Origin of the sequence: Rhodoferax sp. BAB1, from assembly GCF_013334205.1 — a bacterium.
Taxonomy (GTDB): Bacteria; Pseudomonadota; Gammaproteobacteria; order Burkholderiales; family Burkholderiaceae_C; genus Hylemonella.
Genome location: NZ_CP054424.1, coordinates 35,496 through 53,599, shown reverse-complemented (window position 1 = coordinate 53,599; position 18,104 = coordinate 35,496). Strand labels below are relative to the sequence as shown.

At 66.8% G+C, this 18,104-nt stretch carries 16 protein-coding genes and 1 riboswitch; of the genes, 3 read left to right on the top strand and 13 right to left on the bottom strand.

Translation table 11 applies throughout. The features are described 5' to 3' along the window. Positions 1-29: 29 nt before the first annotated feature. Positions 30-1,637 carry a carboxyl transferase domain-containing protein gene (locus HTY51_RS00250; RefSeq protein WP_174250850.1) on the bottom strand — a complete coding sequence of 536 codons (1,608 nt, stop codon included), beginning with the start codon at positions 1,635-1,637 and terminating at the stop codon, positions 30-32. Positions 1,638-1,821: 184 nt separating this feature from the next. Here HTY51_RS00250 and HTY51_RS00245 point away from each other — a divergent pair, with 184 nt between their 5' ends. Then, positions 1,822-3,987, top strand: coding sequence for a bifunctional diguanylate cyclase/phosphodiesterase (locus HTY51_RS00245; protein WP_174250849.1), 2,166 nt, complete (start codon positions 1,822-1,824; stop codon positions 3,985-3,987). 3 nt (positions 3,988-3,990) lie between these two features. Here HTY51_RS00245 and HTY51_RS00240 read toward each other — a convergent pair whose 3' ends face one another. The 11 genes from HTY51_RS00240 to HTY51_RS00190 all read right to left on the bottom strand — a co-directional run bounded on the left by HTY51_RS00240 (position 3,991) and on the right by HTY51_RS00190 (position 15,003). Further along, positions 3,991-4,641 (bottom strand): HAD family phosphatase, encoded by a 651-nt coding sequence (locus HTY51_RS00240; protein ID WP_174250848.1) that lies wholly within the window; start codon positions 4,639-4,641, stop codon positions 3,991-3,993. A gap of 10 nt (positions 4,642-4,651) precedes the next feature. Beyond that, a complete protein-coding gene (locus HTY51_RS00235) occupies positions 4,652-5,050 on the bottom strand; it encodes a YchJ family protein (protein ID WP_254606935.1) in 399 nt (132 codons plus the stop codon). Between the two features lie 2 nt (positions 5,051-5,052). Continuing rightward, positions 5,053-5,469 carry a rhodanese-like domain-containing protein gene (locus HTY51_RS00230; RefSeq protein ID WP_174250846.1) on the bottom strand — a complete coding sequence of 139 codons (417 nt, stop codon included), beginning with the start codon at positions 5,467-5,469 and terminating at the stop codon, positions 5,053-5,055. Between the two features lie 16 nt (positions 5,470-5,485). Further along, on the bottom strand, positions 5,486-6,373 hold the full coding sequence (locus HTY51_RS00225) for an amidohydrolase (RefSeq protein ID WP_174250845.1): 888 nt from the start codon (positions 6,371-6,373) through the stop codon (positions 5,486-5,488). 16 nt (positions 6,374-6,389) lie between these two features. Then, positions 6,390-7,517 (bottom strand): acyl-CoA dehydrogenase family protein, encoded by a 1,128-nt coding sequence (locus HTY51_RS00220; RefSeq protein ID WP_174250844.1) that lies wholly within the window; start codon positions 7,515-7,517, stop codon positions 6,390-6,392. Between the two features lie 77 nt (positions 7,518-7,594). After that, positions 7,595-9,115 carry a methyl-accepting chemotaxis protein gene (locus HTY51_RS00215; RefSeq protein WP_174250843.1) on the bottom strand — a complete coding sequence of 507 codons (1,521 nt, stop codon included), beginning with the start codon at positions 9,113-9,115 and terminating at the stop codon, positions 7,595-7,597. Positions 9,116-9,215: 100 nt separating this feature from the next. Further along, complete coding sequence (locus HTY51_RS00210) at positions 9,216-10,397, bottom strand: acetyl-CoA C-acyltransferase (protein ID WP_174250842.1); 1,182 nt, start codon at positions 10,395-10,397, stop codon at positions 9,216-9,218. Between the two features lie 84 nt (positions 10,398-10,481). Next, positions 10,482-12,368 carry a phosphomethylpyrimidine synthase ThiC gene (thiC, locus tag HTY51_RS00205; protein WP_174250841.1) on the bottom strand — a complete coding sequence of 629 codons (1,887 nt, stop codon included), beginning with the start codon at positions 12,366-12,368 and terminating at the stop codon, positions 10,482-10,484. A 114-nt stretch (positions 12,369-12,482) separates the two neighbouring features. Beyond that, positions 12,483-12,582, bottom strand: a riboswitch (TPP riboswitch). 98 nt (positions 12,583-12,680) lie between these two features. Continuing rightward, positions 12,681-13,340 carry a carbonate dehydratase gene (gene can / locus HTY51_RS00200; protein ID WP_174250840.1) on the bottom strand — a complete coding sequence of 220 codons (660 nt, stop codon included), beginning with the start codon at positions 13,338-13,340 and terminating at the stop codon, positions 12,681-12,683. Positions 13,341-13,387: 47 nt separating this feature from the next. Further along, complete coding sequence (locus HTY51_RS00195; protein WP_174250839.1) at positions 13,388-14,566, bottom strand: isovaleryl-CoA dehydrogenase; 1,179 nt, start codon at positions 14,564-14,566, stop codon at positions 13,388-13,390. Positions 14,567-14,601: 35 nt separating this feature from the next. Beyond that, positions 14,602-15,003, bottom strand: coding sequence for a MerR family DNA-binding transcriptional regulator (locus HTY51_RS00190; protein ID WP_174250838.1), 402 nt, complete (start codon positions 15,001-15,003; stop codon positions 14,602-14,604). 113 nt (positions 15,004-15,116) lie between these two features. Here HTY51_RS00190 and HTY51_RS00185 point away from each other — a divergent pair, with 113 nt between their 5' ends. After that, on the top strand, positions 15,117-16,199 hold the full coding sequence (locus HTY51_RS00185; RefSeq protein WP_174250837.1) for an MBL fold metallo-hydrolase: 1,083 nt from the start codon (positions 15,117-15,119) through the stop codon (positions 16,197-16,199). 48 nt (positions 16,200-16,247) lie between these two features. After that, positions 16,248-17,357, top strand: coding sequence for an HPP family protein (locus tag HTY51_RS00180; RefSeq protein ID WP_174250836.1), 1,110 nt, complete (start codon positions 16,248-16,250; stop codon positions 17,355-17,357). A gap of 6 nt (positions 17,358-17,363) precedes the next feature. Here HTY51_RS00180 and HTY51_RS00175 read toward each other — a convergent pair whose 3' ends face one another. Continuing rightward, positions 17,364-18,095: an ABC transporter substrate-binding protein gene (locus HTY51_RS00175; RefSeq protein ID WP_174250835.1), complete on the bottom strand. Its 732-nt coding sequence runs from the start codon at positions 18,093-18,095 to the stop codon at positions 17,364-17,366. Positions 18,096-18,104 lie beyond the last annotated feature (9 nt).

Sequence of the window (18,104 nt, the reverse complement as noted above, 5' to 3'; positions counted from 1 at the left end):
GGGGGCCCGCATTCTGGCAGGGGGGCTCCTCACATCCTGAAAACGCCGAATTTCGTCTCGGGGATGGGGGCATTGAGCGCCGCGCTCAGACCCAGGGCCAGCACCCGCCGCGTATCGGCCGGGTCGATGATGCCGTCGTCCCACAGGCGGGAGGTGGCGTAATAGGGATGGCCCTGCTCTTCGTACTGCTGGCGGATCGGCGCCTTGAAGGCTTCTTCCTCCTGCGCACTCCATGCGCCGCCCTTGCCCTCGATGCCGTCGCGTTTGACGGTGGCCAGCACGCTGGCGGCCTGCTCACCGCCCATGACGCTGATGCGCGCATTCGGCCACATCCAGAGGAAACGCGGGCCGAAGGCACGGCCGCACATGCCGTAGTTGCCGGCGCCAAAAGACCCGCCGATGATGACGGTGAACTTGGGCACCTGGGCGGTGGACACCGCCGTGACCATCTTGGCGCCGTTGCGTGCAATGCCTTCGTTCTCGTACTTGCGGCCCACCATGAAACCCGTGATGTTCTGCAGGAAGACCAGGGGGATCTTGCGCTGGCAGCAGAGTTCGATGAAGTGCGCGCCCTTGAGCGCGCTCTCGGAAAACAGGATGCCGTTGTTGGCGATGATGCCCACGGGCATGCCCTCGATGCGCGCAAAACCCGTCACCAGCGTGCTGCCGTACCGTGCCTTGAACTCGTCGAAGTCCGAGCCGTCGACGATGCGGGCAATGATCTCGCGCACGTCGAAAGGCTTGCGGGTGTCGGCAGGGATCACGCCGTAGAGCTCCTCGGCCGGGTAGCGCGGTGCTTGCGGCGCGCTCAAAGCCGGCGGCGGGACCTTGCTGATATTGAGATTTTTCACCGAGGCGCGGGCCAGGGCCAGCGCGTGCAGGTCGTTCTGCGCCAGGTGGTCGGCCACGCCCGACAGGCGCGTGTGCACGTCGCCGCCGCCCAGGTCTTCCGCAGTCACCACCTCGCCCGTGGCGGCCTTCACCAGCGGCGGGCCACCCAGGAAGATGGTGCCCTGGTTCTTGACGATGATGGCCTCGTCGCTCATGGCCGGTACGTAGGCGCCGCCGGCGGTGCAGGAGCCCATGACCACGGCGATCTGCGCCAGGCCCTGGGCGCTCATGTTCGCCTGGTTGTAGAAGATGCGGCCGAAGTGATCGCGGTCCGGAAACACCTCGTCCTGGTTGGGCAGGTTGGCGCCGCCCGAGTCCACCAGGTAGATGCAGGGCAGGCGGTTCTGCTGCGCGATCTCCTGCGCCCGCAGATGCTTTTTCACCGTCATGGGGTAGTAGGTGCCGCCCTTCACCGTGGCGTCGTTGCAGACGATCATGCAGTCCACGCCGCTGACCCGGCCGATGCCGGCGATCAGGCCGGCGCAGGGCGCGTCACCGTTGTACATGCCCATGGCCGCCAGCGGGCTCAGCTCCAGGAAGGGCGTGCCGGGGTCCAGCAGGCGCTGCACCCGTTCGCGCGGCAGCAGCTTGCCGCGCGCCGTGTGCTTGGCACGCGCGGCCTCGCCGCCGCCCTGGGCCACCTGGTTCACCTGGGTCTGCAGGTCCGCCACCACGGCACGCATGGCAGCAGCGTTGGCCTGGAAGTCGGCGGAGCGGGCGTTGAGCTGGGTTTCCAGTAGGGACATGGGCGTGTTTTCCGTAGAAGGTCCGGGGCGCGGTCTGCGGCGGCGAATTGACGTTTACGTAAACGTCAATTGTGGCAGATTTGGGGCCGTCCACGACAGCCGGCCGCCTGAACGCACCACGGCGGTGCACAACCCCGGCATGGTGCTTGCTACTCAAAACGGGCCCGCCTCAAAAAGCACCACCATGTCTGTCCACCCCGCCCGTATCCGCCGCACCAGCCTGCTCAGCACGGGTGAACTGGACCGGGCGCGCGTGCTCGACACCCTGGTCAACAATCTGGACGGCATGGCCTACCGCTGCCTGCACGACGCCAGCTGGCGCATGATCTTCGTCAGCCAGGGCTGCCTGGCCCTGACCGGCTACGGCCCGGTCGAACTGGTGCAGAACGCGACCATCAGCTGGGAGGACATCACCCACCCGCTGGACCGCCCCCGCGTGCGCGGGCAGATCGATGCCGCCGTGCGCAGCGGACAACGCTTCACGGTGGACTATCGCATCACGACCCAGGCCGGGCAGATCAAGTGGGTGCACGAACGCGGCATCGCCGTGCCCGACGAGCAGGGCGAACTGGTGATCGAGGGTTTCATCGAGGACGTGACCGCGCAGCGCGAGATGGCGCAGGCCCAGAAGGAGGCCGAGCTGCGCTACCGCAGCATCTTCGAGCACGCCTCCGAGGGCATCTTCCAGACCTCGATCGACGGCCGTTACCTGGCGGCCAACCCGGCCCTGGCCCGGCTCTACGGCTACGCCAGCCCGGCCGCGCTGATGGCGGGCCTGGACGACATCGGCACCCAGCTCTATGTGCGCAGCAGCCAGCGCGAGCGCTTCCGCCAGCTCATGGCCCAGCAGGGTGAGGTGCTCAACTTCGAGTCCGAGGTCTACCGCCAGGACGGCACGCGCATCTGGATCTCCGAAAACGCCCACGCCGTGCGCGACAGCGAGGGCCAGACCCTCTACTACGAAGGCACGGTGCAGGACATCTCGGAGCGCAAGCGCCACCAGGAAGAACTGGAGCGCCAGGCCAACCACGACATGCTGACCGGCCTGCCCAACCGCATCCTGCTGGACGACCGGGTCGAGCAGGGCATCGCGCGCGCCTCGCGCCTGGGTTATTACCTGACCGTGGTCTTCATCGACCTGGACAACTTCAAGTTCATCAACGACAGCCTGGGCCACGGCGCAGGTGACGAACTGCTCAAGGAAATCGCCAACCGCCTGCGCCACTGCGTGCGCACCTCCGACACGGTGGCGCGCCTGGGCGGTGACGAATTCGTGCTGCTGCTGGGCGACCACTTCCGCGCCAGCACCGTGATCTCGCAGCTGCGCCGTGTGCTGGCCGAGATCGGCCGCCCCGTCATGCTCTCGGGGCGCGAGTTCCACGTGGGCGCCAGCCTGGGCGTGGCCATGTACCCGGCAGACGGCGAAGACCCGGCCAGCCTGCTCAAGCATGCCGACACCGCCATGTACGCGGCCAAGAACCGCGGGCGCAACAACTTCCAGTTCTTCACTAGCGAACTCAACCGCGTGGCCGACGAACGCCTGAACCTGGAAGCGGCGCTGCGCCAGGCCATCGAGCGCGACGAGTTCGAGGTGCACTACCAGCCCAAGGTGGACCACCGCCGCCGCATTGTCGGCGTGGAGGCGCTGGCGCGCTGGACCCACCCGGAGTACGGCCCCATCAGTCCGGACCGCTTCATCCCCATCGCCGAGGAGACCGGGCTCATCGTGCCGCTGACCACCATCATCCTGCGCCGCGCCTTCGCCGCAGCGCGTGACTGGAACCGGCGCTTGCCCACGCCCCTGCACGTGGCGGTCAACCTCTCGCCGCGTCTTTTCCTCAGCGGCGACATCGTGGCCCATGTGGCCAGCCTGCTGGAGGAGGCCCAGCTGCCCTCTTCCCTGGTCGAGCTGGAAATCACGGAGACCGTCTTCATGGGCGACAGCGACAGCGTGGTCGCCACCCTGGGCGACTTCAAGGCCCTGGGTGTGCAGCTGGCCATGGACGACTTTGGCACCGGTTACTCGGCGCTGAGTTATCTGCGCCGTTTTCCGCTGGACATCATCAAGATCGACCGCTCCCTGGTCACCGGCATCGAGCATGAGGAAGAAGTGGCCATGATCGCGCGCGCCGTGATCTCCCTGGGCCAGAGCCTGCGCAAGACCGTGGTGGCCGAGGGCGTGGAGAACCAGGCGCAGTTCGACTTCCTGCGTTACCAGGGTTGCCACGAATTCCAGGGTTATCTGCTCTCGCGCCCCCTGCCCCAGGCCGAGATGACGCGCCTGCTACAGGCCGGCGGCGTGCTGGCGGCACCGGCACGGCCGGCCTCGGGTTTTGCGCCGCTGGCCTGAACTTCAGGCCAGCAAGCCGGGCAGCTGGGCCATGTCGCTGAACACCGCGGCCACCCCGGCGCGCAGGAAGGGCCCGGCCTCGCCCTGCGGCACATAGGCAAACACCGTGGCGCCGGCAGCCAGGCCGGCGGTGGCGCCGATCAGCGTGTCTTCCACCACGGCGCAGCGCTGCGGCGGCGCCGCGAGTGCGGCCGCAGCGGCCAGGTAGACATCGGGGTGCGGCTTGGAGCGCGGCATCTCGTGGCCGCTGAAGATGCGGCCTTCGAAGTAATCGTGCAGGCCGACCTTGCGCAGCTGCAACTCCACCTTGTGCCGGTCCGCGCCGGAAGCGCAGGCAATGCGCGCGTCCAGCCGTTCGTGCACGGCATGCACCGCGGCCTGCGCGTTGGCCACGATGCGCAGCTCGTTCTCCAGCGCGGCATTGCGGCGCTCGCGGAAGCTGGCCAGCCAGGCCTCGGTCAGCGGCTGGCCCGTGTGAAACTCGATGCGCTCTTTCTCATCGCGCACCATCCGGCCGATGAAGATGCGCATGCATTCTGCTTCGCTCAGCACCCAGCCTCGCTCGGCCAGCATGGCGCGCAACACGCCGTTGACGATGGGCTCGGAGTCGACCAGCACGCCGTCGCAGTCGAACAGAACGGCTTCGAACCTCATGCCGGGCGCCTCACTTCCAATCCCCGTCCACGTAGTACCAGCGTCCATCCTCGCGCACGAAACGGCTGCGCTCGTGCAGGCGCACGGCGCGCCCGCCCTTGTCGCGCTGGCGTGCCACGAACTCGACTTCGGCGTGGCCGGCATCGATCACCTTGTGATCCCGCACCTCCAGCCCCAGCCATTTCACACCGGGGTCGAACGTCACTTGCGAGGGGCGCCTGCCGGCCTGCCAGGTGGCGAGCAGGTAATCAGCCCGCTCCAGCACGAAGGCGCTGTAACGCGAGCGCATCAGGGTTTCGGCATCCGACGCGGGCGTGCTGTCATACGCTTCCACGTAGCGGCCGCAGCATTGCAGATACGGCAGCACACCACCGGCCGCATCGCGCCGGCCGCAGGGACAGTCACTCACCCTCAACCGCCCTTCTTGGCCTTGCGCTGCTCCAGCGTTTCCACCGGACCGCCGTGCTTGACCCATTCGGCGTAACCCCCGTCGATGTGCGAGACATTGCGCATGCCCATGTCCTGCAGGGTCTTGGCCGCCAGCGCGCTGCGCCAGCCCGCGCCGCAGAAGAGAACAAAGTGTTTGCTCTCGTCGGCCCACATGGGCTTGTGGTAGGGCGACTCGGGGTCGACCCAGAACTCCAGCATGCAGCGCGGTGCGTGCGTGCTGCCGGTGACGGTGCCTTCCTTGAGTTCACGCACATCGCGGATGTCGACGATGTGCACCTTGGGGTCGTCCAGCATGGCCAGCACCTCGGGCACGCTTAGGGTCCTGACTTCGGCCATGGCCTCGTCGACGAGGGCGCGGAATCCTTTGGTGATGGGCATGGTGCTACTCCTTCAATCAGTCGGCCAGACGGTACACGCGCGCGGCGGTACCGCCAAAGATATCGGCCTGCTCGGCCGCAGTCAGGTCTTGCACGGCGGCGCGATGTGCCGCGATCAGGCTGGCATGGTCGGTCCAGAGTTTCTCGATGGGGAAGTTGGAGCCGTACATGCAGCGCTGCGCGCCAAAGAAAGTCACGGTCTGCCCCACGACCAGGGCAATGTGCGCCGGATCGTTGCGCTGCAGGAAGGTGCCCAGGCCCGAGAGCTTCACAAACACATTGCGCTGCGCGGCCAGCTTGCCCATGCCCTCGCGCCAGGCCCGCAAACCCACATGCGAGGTGTCGGCCAGCATGCCGGCATGGACCAGGATGAAATTCACCTTGGGGTTCGCGGCCGCCAGCTGGGCGGCATCGGCCATCTGGCCGGAAAAGACCTGCAGATCAAAGCTGTAGCCGTAGTCGGCCAGGTGAGCGATGTTGCGGCTCAGCACGGGGCTGCGCACCTGCTCGGGCCCGGGGGCGAAACGGTAAAGCGGGTTCTCGTGCCAGTGCAGCTGCATGCGCACGCCGCGCACCAGGGGATATTTCTTCAAGACATCGAGCTGCGGCCGCACGTCGGCGGCCATCATGTCGGCATAGGCCACCATGGCCTGCGGCCAGCCGCTGCGCTGCGCCTCGGCCTGCACCCAGGCGGCTTCCTGTTCGAACTGGGCCGGCGGCCAGTTGGTCTGCACGTAGACGGACTGCATGATGCCCGAGCCGGCCTGGTCGGCCAGGAACTCCTCCACCGCGTAGTCGCGGCGGATCGCCTCGTAAGGCCCGAAGATGCGCGGCACCATGGGGCCTTGCAGCCAGGGCAGGTCCTGCTGGCGCCAGATGTGGTGATGGGCGTCGATGATGTGCATGCGGGGAGTATGGGGCTCAGAGCGCGCGCTGGATCAGTATTTTCTGCACGTCACTGGTGCCTTCGTAGATCTGGCAGACACGCACGTCGCGGTAGATGCGCTCGACGGGAAAATCATTCACATAACCATATCCGCCCAGGGTCTGGAGGGCGGCGCTGCAGACCTGCTCGGCCATCTCGCTGGCAAAGAGCTTGGCCATGGCCGCTTCCTTGAGGCAGGGGCGGCCGGCATCGCGCAGCGCGGCAGCGTGCCAGGTCAGCTGGCGCGCCGCTTCGATCTTCGTCGCGCACTCGGCCAGGCGGAACCCCACGGCCTGGTGATTGAAGATGGGCTGGCCAAAGCTTTCGCGCTCCTTGGCGTACTGGATGGCCACCTCCAGCGCGCTGCGCGCCATGCCTATGCTCTGCGAGGCGATGCCGATGCGCCCGCCCTCCAGGCCGCCCAGGGCAATCTTGTAACCCTCGCCTTCCGAACCAATCAGGTTCTCGGCCGGGATGCGGCAGTTCTCGAAATTGATCTGCGCCGTGTCACTGCTGTGCTGGCCGAGTTTCTCTTCCAGCCGCGCCACCACGTAGCCGGGCGCATCGGTGGGCACGAGGAAGGCGCTCATGCCCTTCTTGCCCGCGCCCTTGTCGGTCACGGCGATGACGATGGCCACCTGCCCGTGCTTGCCGCTGGTGATGAACTGCTTGACGCCGTTGAGCACATAGCCATCGCCCTCACGCCAAGCCGTGGTACGCAGGCCGGAGGCGTCCGAGCCCACGTGCGGCTCGGTCAGACAGAACGCCCCCAGCATCTCGCCGCGCGCCAGCGGAGCGAGCCATTGCTGCTTCTGCTGCGCATTGCCATGTTTCATCAGGATGGCGTTGACCGGGCAGTTGGTGACGCTGATCGCCGTGCTGGTGCCGCCGTCACCCGCCGCGATCTCTTCCAGCACCAGGGACAGGCTGAGGTAGTCCAGATGGGCGCCGCCGTATTCCTCGGGCACGCAGATGCCGTAGGCGCCCAGCGCGGCCAGGCCGCGGTGCACCTCTTTCGGAAAGTGGTGCTCACGGTCCCAGCGCGCGGCATGGGGCCAGAGCTCGGCACGCGCAAAGTCGCGCACCGCATCGCGGATCATTTCCTGGTCGGGGGTCAGCAGCATGGCAGGCCGGCTTCCAATTGACGTTGACGTAAACGTCAATTATGCCGATCCGCGCCCGGCCCCCGTCTCGCGGCCGCTCAGAGCCGGAAGGTTCCCACCAGCTGGTTCAGGTGCTGGGCCTGTTCACGCAAGCTCATGGCTGCGGCGGTGGATTCCTCCACCAGGGCGGCGTTCTGCTGCGTGGCCTGGTCCATCTGCGTCACGGCCTCGCCCACCTGGGCCACACCCTGGCTCTGCTCGCTGCTGGCCGCGCTGATCTCGCCCATGATGTCGGTCACGCGCCGGATACTGGCCACCACCTCGTTCATGGTGCTGCCGGCCTGGTCCACCAGAGCCGTACCCTGCCCCACGCGCTCCACGCTGTCGGTGATGAGGGTCTTGATTTCCTTGGCGGCTTCGGCGCTGCGGCCGGCCAGGCTACGCACCTCGCTGGCCACCACGGCAAAACCGCGGCCCTGCTCGCCCGCCCTAGCCGCTTCCACCGCGGCATTGAGCGCCAGGATGTTGGTCTGGAAGGCAATGCCGTCGATCACGCTGATGATGTCGGCGATCTTGCGCGAGCTGTCGTTGATGCCCTTCATGGTGTCCACCACCTGGGCCACCACCTCACCGCCCTGCACGGCCACGGTGGACGCGCTCTGCGCCAGCTGGTTGGCCTGGCGGGCGTTGTCGGCGTTCTGTTTCACGGTGGAAGAGAGCTCTTCCATCGAGGCCGCGGTTTCTTCCAGCGCGCTGGCCTGGCTTTCGGTGCGAGCACTCAGGTCCTGGCTGCCGGCGGCGATCTCGCTGCTGGCCGTGGTGATGCTGTCGGTCGAGTGGCGCACCTCGCCGACCAGACGGCGCAGCGACTCCTGCATCGTCACCAGCCCTTCCATCAGGCTGCCCTGGAAACGCGTTGGCGGCACGGGGTAGGCCAGGTTGCCCTCGGCAATCTCCGACAGGGCCTGGCGCGCATCGCTCGGGTCGCCCCCCAGTTCATTGCAGACCGTGCTGCGCAGGTAAATCGTGAAGCCGGTGGCCACAACGACGGCCAGCACGGCCAGGGATATGGAAAAGAAGATGACCCGATTGGCCTGGCGCTCCACATTCGCCTGGGCTTCTTCCGACACCTTTTCGGCCATCTCGACCTGCTTGAGCAGTTCGCCACGCAGATTGCGCCAGGCCGGCGTTTCGGCGCTGTTGAGAAACTGCACCGTCTCCGTCGACTGCGCCTTGATCAGGGCCAGCACTTTCTCCTGCGCCTGGGCATGCATGGTGCGCAATGGCGGCAGTTTCTCCAGCCCGGCCTCGAAAGCCGTGCCCTTGGCCGTTTTCACGGCATCGGTATAGGCTTTGTCATAGGCCGCGCGTGCCGTGTCCAGATTCCTGGGGGCCTGGGGATTGACCGGGTCGAGCACGATGTTGCGCAGGGCCTGGCCCATCTGCAAGCCCTGCGCGTACATCTCGTTGAGACCGGCGCTGATGCGCTGCTCGGTCTGGATGTAGCGACCGAACTGGTTCTTGGTGTAGACCAGCCCACCGATGCTGCCGGCCAGACCGACGATGAACAGCGCCGCGGGGACCACGGCGCACAAAAGGAGTTTGGAGCTGAATTTCATGCCGGGACCTTGATGGAGAGCAATACCTACATCATCGTCTACTTATGAATTTCTGCTCATACCCCCCGGGCTATTCATGACGCGGATAAGCACCGGTTTTTCAGAGCATTTCCAGCGCCACCGCCGTACCCTCACCGCCGCCGATGCACAGCGTGGCCAGGCCGCGCTTGAGGCCACGGGCCTTGAGCGCGTGCATGAGCGTGACAATGATGCGCGCGCCACTGGCGCCGATCGGGTGACCCAGCGCGCAGGCGCCACCGTTGACGTTGACGATGTCGTGCGAGACCTTGAGCTCTTCCATCAGCGCCATGGGCACCACGGCGAAGGCCTCGTTGACCTCCCACAGGTCCACGTCCTTCACGCTCCAGCCGGCCGCGGCCAGGGCCTTCTGCGTGGCCCCCACCGGGGCGGTGGTGAACCACTCGGGTTCCTGCGCGTACATGGCGTGGGCCACGATCTTCGCCAGCGGCTTGCAGCCCAGCCTGGCGGCGGTGGAGGCGCGCATCATCACCAGCGCAGCGGCGCCATCGTTGATGGAGGAGCTGCTGGCGGCGGTGATGGTGCCGTCCTTCTTGAAGGCGGGCTTGAGTGCTGCGATCTTGTCGAGCTTGGCCTTGCCCGGACCTTCGTCGATGGAGACCACGGTCTCGCCGGCGCGGGTCTTCACGGTCACCGGCGTGATCTCGGCCGCAAAACCACCGTTCTGGATGGCAGCCTGCGCGCGGCGCACGCTGCTGCTGGCGAAATGGTCCTGCTGCTCGCGCGTGAACTTGTACTTGGCGGCGCAGTCCTCGCCAAAGGTGCCCATGGAGCGGCCGGCCTCGTAGGCGTCTTCCAGGCCGTCGAGCATCATGTGGTCGTAGATCTTGTCGTGGCCCATGCGGTAGCCGCCGCGGCCCTTCAGCATCAGATAAGGCGCGTTGGTCATGCTCTCCATGCCGCCGGCGACGACCACGTCGGCCGTGCCGGAATGCAGCATGTCGTGCGCGAACATGGCCGCGCGCATGCCCGAGCCGCACATCTTGGACAGGGTCACCGCGCCCGCACTCTTGGGCAGGCCGCCCTTGAAACCGGCCTGGCGCGCCGGGGCCTGGCCCTGGCCGGCCATCAGGCAGTTGCCCATCAGCACCTCGTTGACGAGTTCGGCCTTGATGCCGGCGCGCTCTACGGCAGCGCGGATGGCCGCGCCACCTAGGTCATGGGCCGAGAGGGAAGAGAAGTCGCCCTGGAAGGCCCCCATGGGGGTACGGGCGGCGCCGACGATGACGATGGGATCGGACATGGTGTGCTCCTGAGAGAGTATGCGTATGCACGCATTTTGCCGCGAAAGGCCCGCGCCCTGGGCGCTTCGCGGCGGTCAGGAGGACTACGTAGGGGTGTTCCCCCGGTCGACGGCCAGGTAGATCTCGCCTCCCGCACGCCGGAACTCGGCAGATTTCTGCGTCATGCCCGCGTCCAGCGCCAGGCTCTCGCTCAGACCCTGGGTTTTCGCGTAATCGCGCACCTCCTGCGTGATCTTCATGGAGCAGAACTTGGGGCCGCACATGGAGCAGAAGTGCGCCACCTTGGCCGCGTCCTTCGGGAGCGTCTCGTCGTGGAAGTTGCGCGCGGTATCCGGATCCAGCGAGAGGTTGAACTGGTCCATCCAGCGGAACTCGAAACGCGCCCTGGACAGCGCATCGTCCCGGGCCCGCGCCCCCGGGTGGCCTTTCGCCACGTCGGCTGCGTGCGCGGCAATCTTGTAGGTGATGATGCCGGTCTTCACGTCATGACGATCGGGCAGGCCCAGGTGCTCCTTGGGCGTCACGTAACACAGCATGGCGGTGCCGAACCAGCCGATCATGGCCGCGCCGATACCGCTGGTGATGTGGTCGTAGCCCGGTGCGATGTCCGTGGTCAGCGGGCCCAGGGTGTAGAACGGCGCCTCGCCGCAGTGCTTGAGCTGCTCGGTCATGTTGGCCTGCACCATGTGCATGGGCACGTGGCCCGGGCCTTCGATCATGGTCTGCACATCGTGTTTCCAGGCGATCTGCGTGAGCTCACCCAGGGTGCGCAGCTCGGCGAACTGGGCCTCGTCGTTGGCGTCGGCACCGGAGCCGGGACGCAGACCGTCGCCCAGCGAGAAGCTCACGTCATAGGCCTTCATGATGGCGCAGATCTCCTCGAAGTGCGTGTAGAGGAAATTCTCCTGGTGATGCGCGATGCACCACTTGGCCAGGATGGAGCCGCCGCGCGAGACGATGCCCGTGACCCGGTTCGCCGTGAGGTGGATGAAGGGCAGGCGCACGCCGGCGTGGATGGTGAAGTAGTCCACCCCCTGCTCGGCCTGCTCGATCAGTGTGTCGCGGAAGATGTCCCACGTCAGGTCTTCTGCCACGCCGCCCACCTTCTCGAGCGCCTGGTAGATGGGCACGGTGCCGATGGGCACGGGCGAATTGCGTAGGATCCAGTCGCGTGTGGTGTGGATGTTCCTGCCGGTGGACAGGTCCATCACCGTGTCCGCGCCCCAGCGCGTGGACCAGACCAGCTTCTCCACCTCTTCCTCGATGCTGGAGGTGACCGCCGAATTGCCGATGTTGGCATTGATCTTGACCAGGAAATTACGGCCGATGACCATGGGCTCCAGCTCGGGGTGGTTGATGTTGGCCGGGATGATGGCACGCCCGCGCGCCACTTCGTCGCGCACGAACTCGGGCGTCACCACCTTCGGGATGGCCGCACCAAAGCTGTTACCCGCCAGACGCAACTCGCGCTCGGGGCTGTTCAGGTACTGTGCCGTCCACTCGCGCTGCTGGTTCTCGCGCAGGGCCACGTACTCCATCTCGGGCGTGACGATGCCGCGGCGTGCATAGTGCATCTGGCTCACGTTGGCGCCCGCCCTGGCGCGGCGCGGCGTGCGCTGCAGGCCGGCGGCCTGGGCGCGCAAGGCGGCCAGGGCGTCGGCTTCGGCGCCCTTCACGCCATCGTCCAGCGCCACGCGCGCGCGGCCAGCGTAGGCCTCGGTGTCGCCACGGGCCTCGATCCAGCCCTGGCGCAGTGCGGGCAGGCCGCGACGCACGTCGATGTCGGCCTGCGGGTCGGTGTAGGGGCCGGAGGTGTCGTACACCAGCACCTGCTCGCCGTTGCTCTGCGTGATCTCGCGCATGGGAACACGCAGATCGGGCCGGGTGCCGGGCACGTAAATCTTGCGGGAAGCCGGCAGGGGCTCGCGCGTGAGGGTGATGAACTGATGAAGTTTGTCGGGTGCGTTCACTGTGGATCTCCTTGAAACAAAAGGTTTTGCTCCGAAGGAGGTTCACAGAACGCGAACCGGAAGACGGCACGGGGCCAGCAAGGGGAAACAGACGCGGCAGGACACGCGGGCGCGGACTGCAGGTCAGGCTCTTCTTACGCCGGTATTAACCGGATCAAGTTCGCGGGTTCGGACAACCGTCTCAGCGCATCACGTGCGCACCCCGGGCAAGACGGAATGTAGCCGAACCGGCGCCGGCCGGGACATGACCGGGGTCAATTTTGGGCGCCACGTCGCGCGGGGTGATGCGCCGGGCCGGGGAGGCGCCGGCGTTCAGCCGCGTTTGGTCTGCGCCACGCCGGCAATGGCCTGGCGGTACAGGGGCTCCAGCGCCTCCTGGCCGTCGACCGTCATCTGCAGGTCTTTCAGCAGACCGTCGTGTACGCCGTAGACCCAGGCGTGCAGGGTGACACTCTGGTTGCGCGCCCAGGCGTCCAGCAGCACCGTGCTCTGCGCCACGTTGACGACCTGCTCGATGGCGTTGAGCTCGACCAGCGCATCATGCCGGTTCGACTCGGGGATGGCGTCGAGCAGATCGCGATGGCGGTCGCGCACGTCCATGATGTGGCGCAGCCAGTTGTCGGCCAGGCCGATGCGCGCGCCTTCCAGCGCCGCCTGCACGCCCGAGCAGCCGTAGTGGCCCACCACCATCACATGCTCCACCTTGAGCCGCTCCACGGCGAACTGCACGGTGGACAGGGCGTTCAGGTCAGAGTGCACCACCACATTGGCCACGTTGCGGTGCACGAAGACCTCGCCCGGCTCCAGGCCGGTGATCTGGTTGGCCGGCACGCGGCTGTCGGAACAGCCGATCCACATGTACTTGGGGCGCTGCTGCGACTTCAGGCTGGTGAAGAAACCGGGGCGCTCGCGCTCCATCTGCGCGGCCCAGGCGCGGTTGTGGGCAAACAGGTCGTCGAGGGTCTTGCTCATGCGCCTATTTTCACCTCAGTTGGGAAGGGCCTGCAAGGCGTTGGGCTTTACATCGTCTCGGCAAACAATTCCCGGCCGATCAGCATGCGGCGAATCTCGCTGGTGCCGGCGCCGATCTCGTAGAGCTTGGCGTCGCGCCACAGGCGGCCCAGGGGGTAGTCGTTGATGTAGCCGTTGCCGCCATAGATCTGCACGCCCTCGCCGGCCATCCAGGTGGCTTTCTCGGCGGTCCACAGGATGACCGAGGCGCAGTCCTTGCGCACCTGGCGCACGTGCTCGGCGCCCAGCAGGTCCAGGTTCTTGGCCACGGTGTAGGCGAAGGAGCGGCCGGCCTGCAGCACGGTGTACATGTCGGCCACCTTGCCCTGGATCAGCTGGAACTCGCCGATGCTCTGGCCGAACTGCTTGCGGTCGTGGATGTAGGGAATGACGTTGTCCATCACGGCCTGCATGATGCCCAGCGGCCCGCCGGTGAGCACGGCGCGCTCGTAGTCCAGGCCACTCATCAGCACCCTGGCGCCGCCGTTGAGCGTGCCCAGCACGTTCTCGGCCGGCACTTCCACATCTCTAAACACCAGCTCACCGGTGTGCGAGCCGCGCATGCCCAGCTTGTCGAGTTTCTGCGCGATGGAAAAGCCCTTCATGCCCTTCTCGATCAGGAAGGCCGTGACACCACGCGCGCCGAGTTCGGGTTCGGTCTTGGCGTAGACCACCAGGGTGTCGGCGTCGGGTCCGTTGGTGATCCAGAACTTGCTGCCGTTGAGCAGGTAGTAGCCACCCTTGTCCTCCGCCTTCAGCTTCATGCTGAGCACATCGCTGCCGGCACCCGGCTCGCTCATGGCCAGCGCGCCCACGTGCTCGCCACTGATCAGCTTGGGCAGGTACTTTTTGCGCTGCGCCTCGTTGCCGTTGCGCTTGATCTGGTTCACGCAGAGGTTGCTGTGCGCGCCGTAGCTCAGGCCCACCGAGGCGCTGGCGCGGCTGATCTCTTCCATGGCGATCATGTGGGCCAGGTAGCCCATATTGGCGCCGCCGTATTCCTCGCCGACGGTGATGCCCAGCACACCCAGGTCCCCCATCTTGCGCCACAGGTCCATGGGGAACTGGTCGTTGCGGTCGATCTCGGCCGCGCGCGGGGCGATTTCGGCCTCGGCGAATTCGCGTACTGCATCGCGCAGGGCGTCGATGTCTTCGCCGAGCTGGAAGTTGAGTCCGGGCAGGTTCATGCGGGTCTCCGTGGATTCTTTGGATGGTGTTGTGGCTACTTGCCGTTTTTCTTGTCCAGCTTGGCCAGCAAGGCACGGGCCTCGCGCTGGTGCGCCTTGATCTCGTCCAGGTTGGCCTGCAGGTCGGCCATCTGCTCCTCGACCTGACCGCGATGTGCAGCCAGCACGTCGAGGAATTTCTTGAGCTGCAGCCCGGTGTCGCGCGGGCTGTCGTACATGTCGATGATCTCTTTGGCCTCGCTCAGGCTCAGGCCCAGGCGCTTGGCGCGAAGGGTGAGCTTGAGGCGGGTGCGGTCGCGCCCGCTGTAGACGCGGATGCGCCCGCCCGGCCCGCTGCGCTCGGGCTGCAGCAGGCCCATGTCTTCGTAGAAGCGCATGGCACGCGTGGTCAGGTCGAACTCCCGGGCCAGATCGCTGATGCTGTAGGTCGTTGCCATGGTCGGTGGTGGTGAAAACAAAGGCGACAAGGTGGCGCCATGGGCGCGCCTAGAATGCCGGATGCCAGTTGACGTTTACGTAAACGTCAATTATGTCGCAATTCACACCGCCCATGAACGAACTCGAACGCCAGCTGCACTACCCCCTGGGCGAAGCCCTGCCCGAGCCCGGCCAGACCATCGAGCTGGCCCCCGGCGTGCGCTGGATCCGCATGGCCCTGCCCTTTGCGCTGGACCACATCAACCTCTGGCTGCTGCGCGACAGACTGGACGGCCGCGAGGGCTGGACCGTGGTGGACTGCTGCATCAGCCGCGACGAGGCCCGCGCCCAGTGGGAGCAGCTGTTTGCCGGCAGCTTCGAGGGCCTGCCCCTGCTGCGTGTCATCGTCACGCACATGCACCCGGACCACATCGGCCTGGCCGACTGGCTGTGCGCGCGCTGGAGCACCCCCGAACACCCCTGCCGCCTGTGGATGAGCGCCACCGACTACAACCTCGCGCGCATCGGCTCCTCCGGCAGCAACGGCTTTGGCGGCGACAGTTCCGCCCTCTTTTTCGCCGCGCACGGCCTGCGCGACCCGGCCTCGATGGACAAGATCCGCGAGCGCGCCAGCTACTACCCCACCCTGGTGCCGGCGGTGCCGCGCCAGTTCCGCCGGCTCATGGAAGGCGACGTGGTGGCCATCGGCGGGCGCGGCTGGCGCTGCATCAGCGGCCACGGCCATGCACCCGAGCACATCGCGCTCTACTGCGAAGAGCTGAATCTGCTGATCGGCGGCGACATGATGCTGCCGCGCATCTCCACCAATGTCAGCGTCTTCGACATGGAGCCCGAGGCCGACGCGCTCAAGCTCTTCCTGCAGTCCATCGACAAGTTCAAGGCCCTGCCGGCCGACACGCTGACCCTGCCCTCGCACGGCAAACCCTTCACCGGCCTGCACCGGCGCATCGAGCAGCTGCACGAACATCACCGCGACCGCCTGGCCGAGGTGATGGAAGCCTGCGCCTTGAAACCCTGCAGCGCGGCCGACGTGCTGCCCATCCTCTTCAAGCGCAAGCTCGACCTGCACCAGACCACCTTCGCCATGGGCGAGGCCGTGGCCCATCTGCACGCCCTGTGGTTCGAAGGCCGGCTGCAACGCCAGCGCGATGCCAAAGGGGTTTACCGCTTCAGCTCGCCCCATCCCACTCCCTGAAACCGGCCCCTCCTACAATGCCCCGTTTTGGTGCTTGCAGGAGTGTGTGTGCATCCTCTCTTCCTCTGGCTGCGCAGTTTCTGGCCCGCGCCGCTGTCGGTCAGCCGGCGTGAGATCTGGCTGGGCTGCCTGGGCGCCGGCCTGGGCCTGTTCGGCAGCGAAGGGCTCAGCCATCTGGCGCTGGGCGAACTCAATCCCTGGTTCATCGCCCCCATGGGCGCCTCGGCCGTGCTGCTCTTTGCCGTGCCGGCCAGCCCGCTGGCCCAGCCCTGGTCCATCCTGGGCGGCAACCTGGTCTCGGCGCTGATCGGCGTGCTGTGCGCGCACACCCTGGGCCATGGCGGCCTGGCGGCCGGTGTTGCTGGCGCCGGGGCCATTGCCGCCATGTTCGCCCTGCGCTGCCTGCACCCGCCCGGTGGTGCCGTGGCGCTGACCGCCGTGCTGGGCGGGCCGGCCATCAGCCAGCTGGGCTATGGCTATGCCTTGTGGCCGGTGGCCGCGAACTCCGCCCTGCTGCTCGGCCTGGCCCTGCTCTTCAACAACCTGATGCAGCGGCGCTACCCGCACCAGGCCGCTTCCCAACCCCACCCGCACCGCACGGCCGACCGGCTGCCCAGCGCACGCCTGGGCGTGAGCAAAGAGGATCTGGAGGCCGCCGTGGCCAGCCAGGGCCAGTTGCTCGACATCAGCCCCGACGACCTGGAGCAGATCCTCACGCGCGCGCAGCTGCAGGCCAGCCGCCGCAAATGGGGTGATGTGTACTGCCGCGACATCATGTCGCGCGACGTGATCCATGTCCGGCCGCTCGATTCGGTGGACGAGGCCTGGGCCCGGCTGGCGCGGCACAAGGTCAAGGCGCTGCCCGTGATCCGCCTCGACGGCACGCTGGCCGGCATCGTCTCACTGCACGACTTCTTCGTCGGGCACAGCGCGCCGGATCCGCGCAAGATGCCCGTCATGAGCACCGCGCGTTACGTGGCCGACATCATGACGCGCAAGGTGCGCGTGGCCCGCCCAGAGACCTTGATGGTGGACCTGGTGGCACTGTTCTCCGATGGCGGCCTGCACCACATGCCGGTGGTGGACGAACAGCTGCACGTGGTCGGCATGATCACGCAGTCCGACGTGGTGGCGGCGCTGTTCAAGACCGGTTCCTGAGGACGCTCAACGGCCGGCCGGTGCCACCGCCGCGCCCTGGATGGCATGGCGCCAGAGCGCGTCCGCCACGAAACCGCTGGCTTTCATCTCTTCCACGAAGGCATACAGGGCATCGCTCGCCGCCTGGCCCCGGCTCTTGGGGGTGCCCATGGCCTGCCGGATGACCATGAAACGTTCCGGCAGCAGACGCAGGCCCGGAAAACGCCGGGCATCGGCCTCCAGCTGCTGCTTGACGCCGGCCGCCACATCGTGCCCCTGCGCCAGGAAGGTCTCCACCACGGCCGGTGAGCTGGGCGCCCGCACCAGTTCAGCCTGCTTGATCTCGCGGCTGAGGTACAGGTCATAGGCGCTGCCCGCGCCCACCGTCACGCGCAGGCCGGGCTGGTCCACCTCCTCACTGTGCTGCAGCGGGGAATCCTGGCGCACCAGGTAAAAGCCCTCGATCAGCACATAGGGCCCGGTGAAGGAGATTTCCTGGCCACGCAGCGGATCGACTGCGAAGAAGCCGATGTCGGCCTGCTCCTGCCGCACGGCATCAACCGACTTGCCGGCCGTGTCCAGCACGACCAGTTCCAGGGGCACACCCAGCCGTTCGGCAAACGCACGCGCCAGATCGACCGACACGCCCACGGGCTGGCCGCTGCGCGGATCCTTGTTGGCCAGGATCGGGTTGCCGAGGTTGATCGAGGCGCGCAAGCAGCCCGTCGGGGTGAATGAGGCCTTCAGACTGGCGTCCATCGTTCTGTT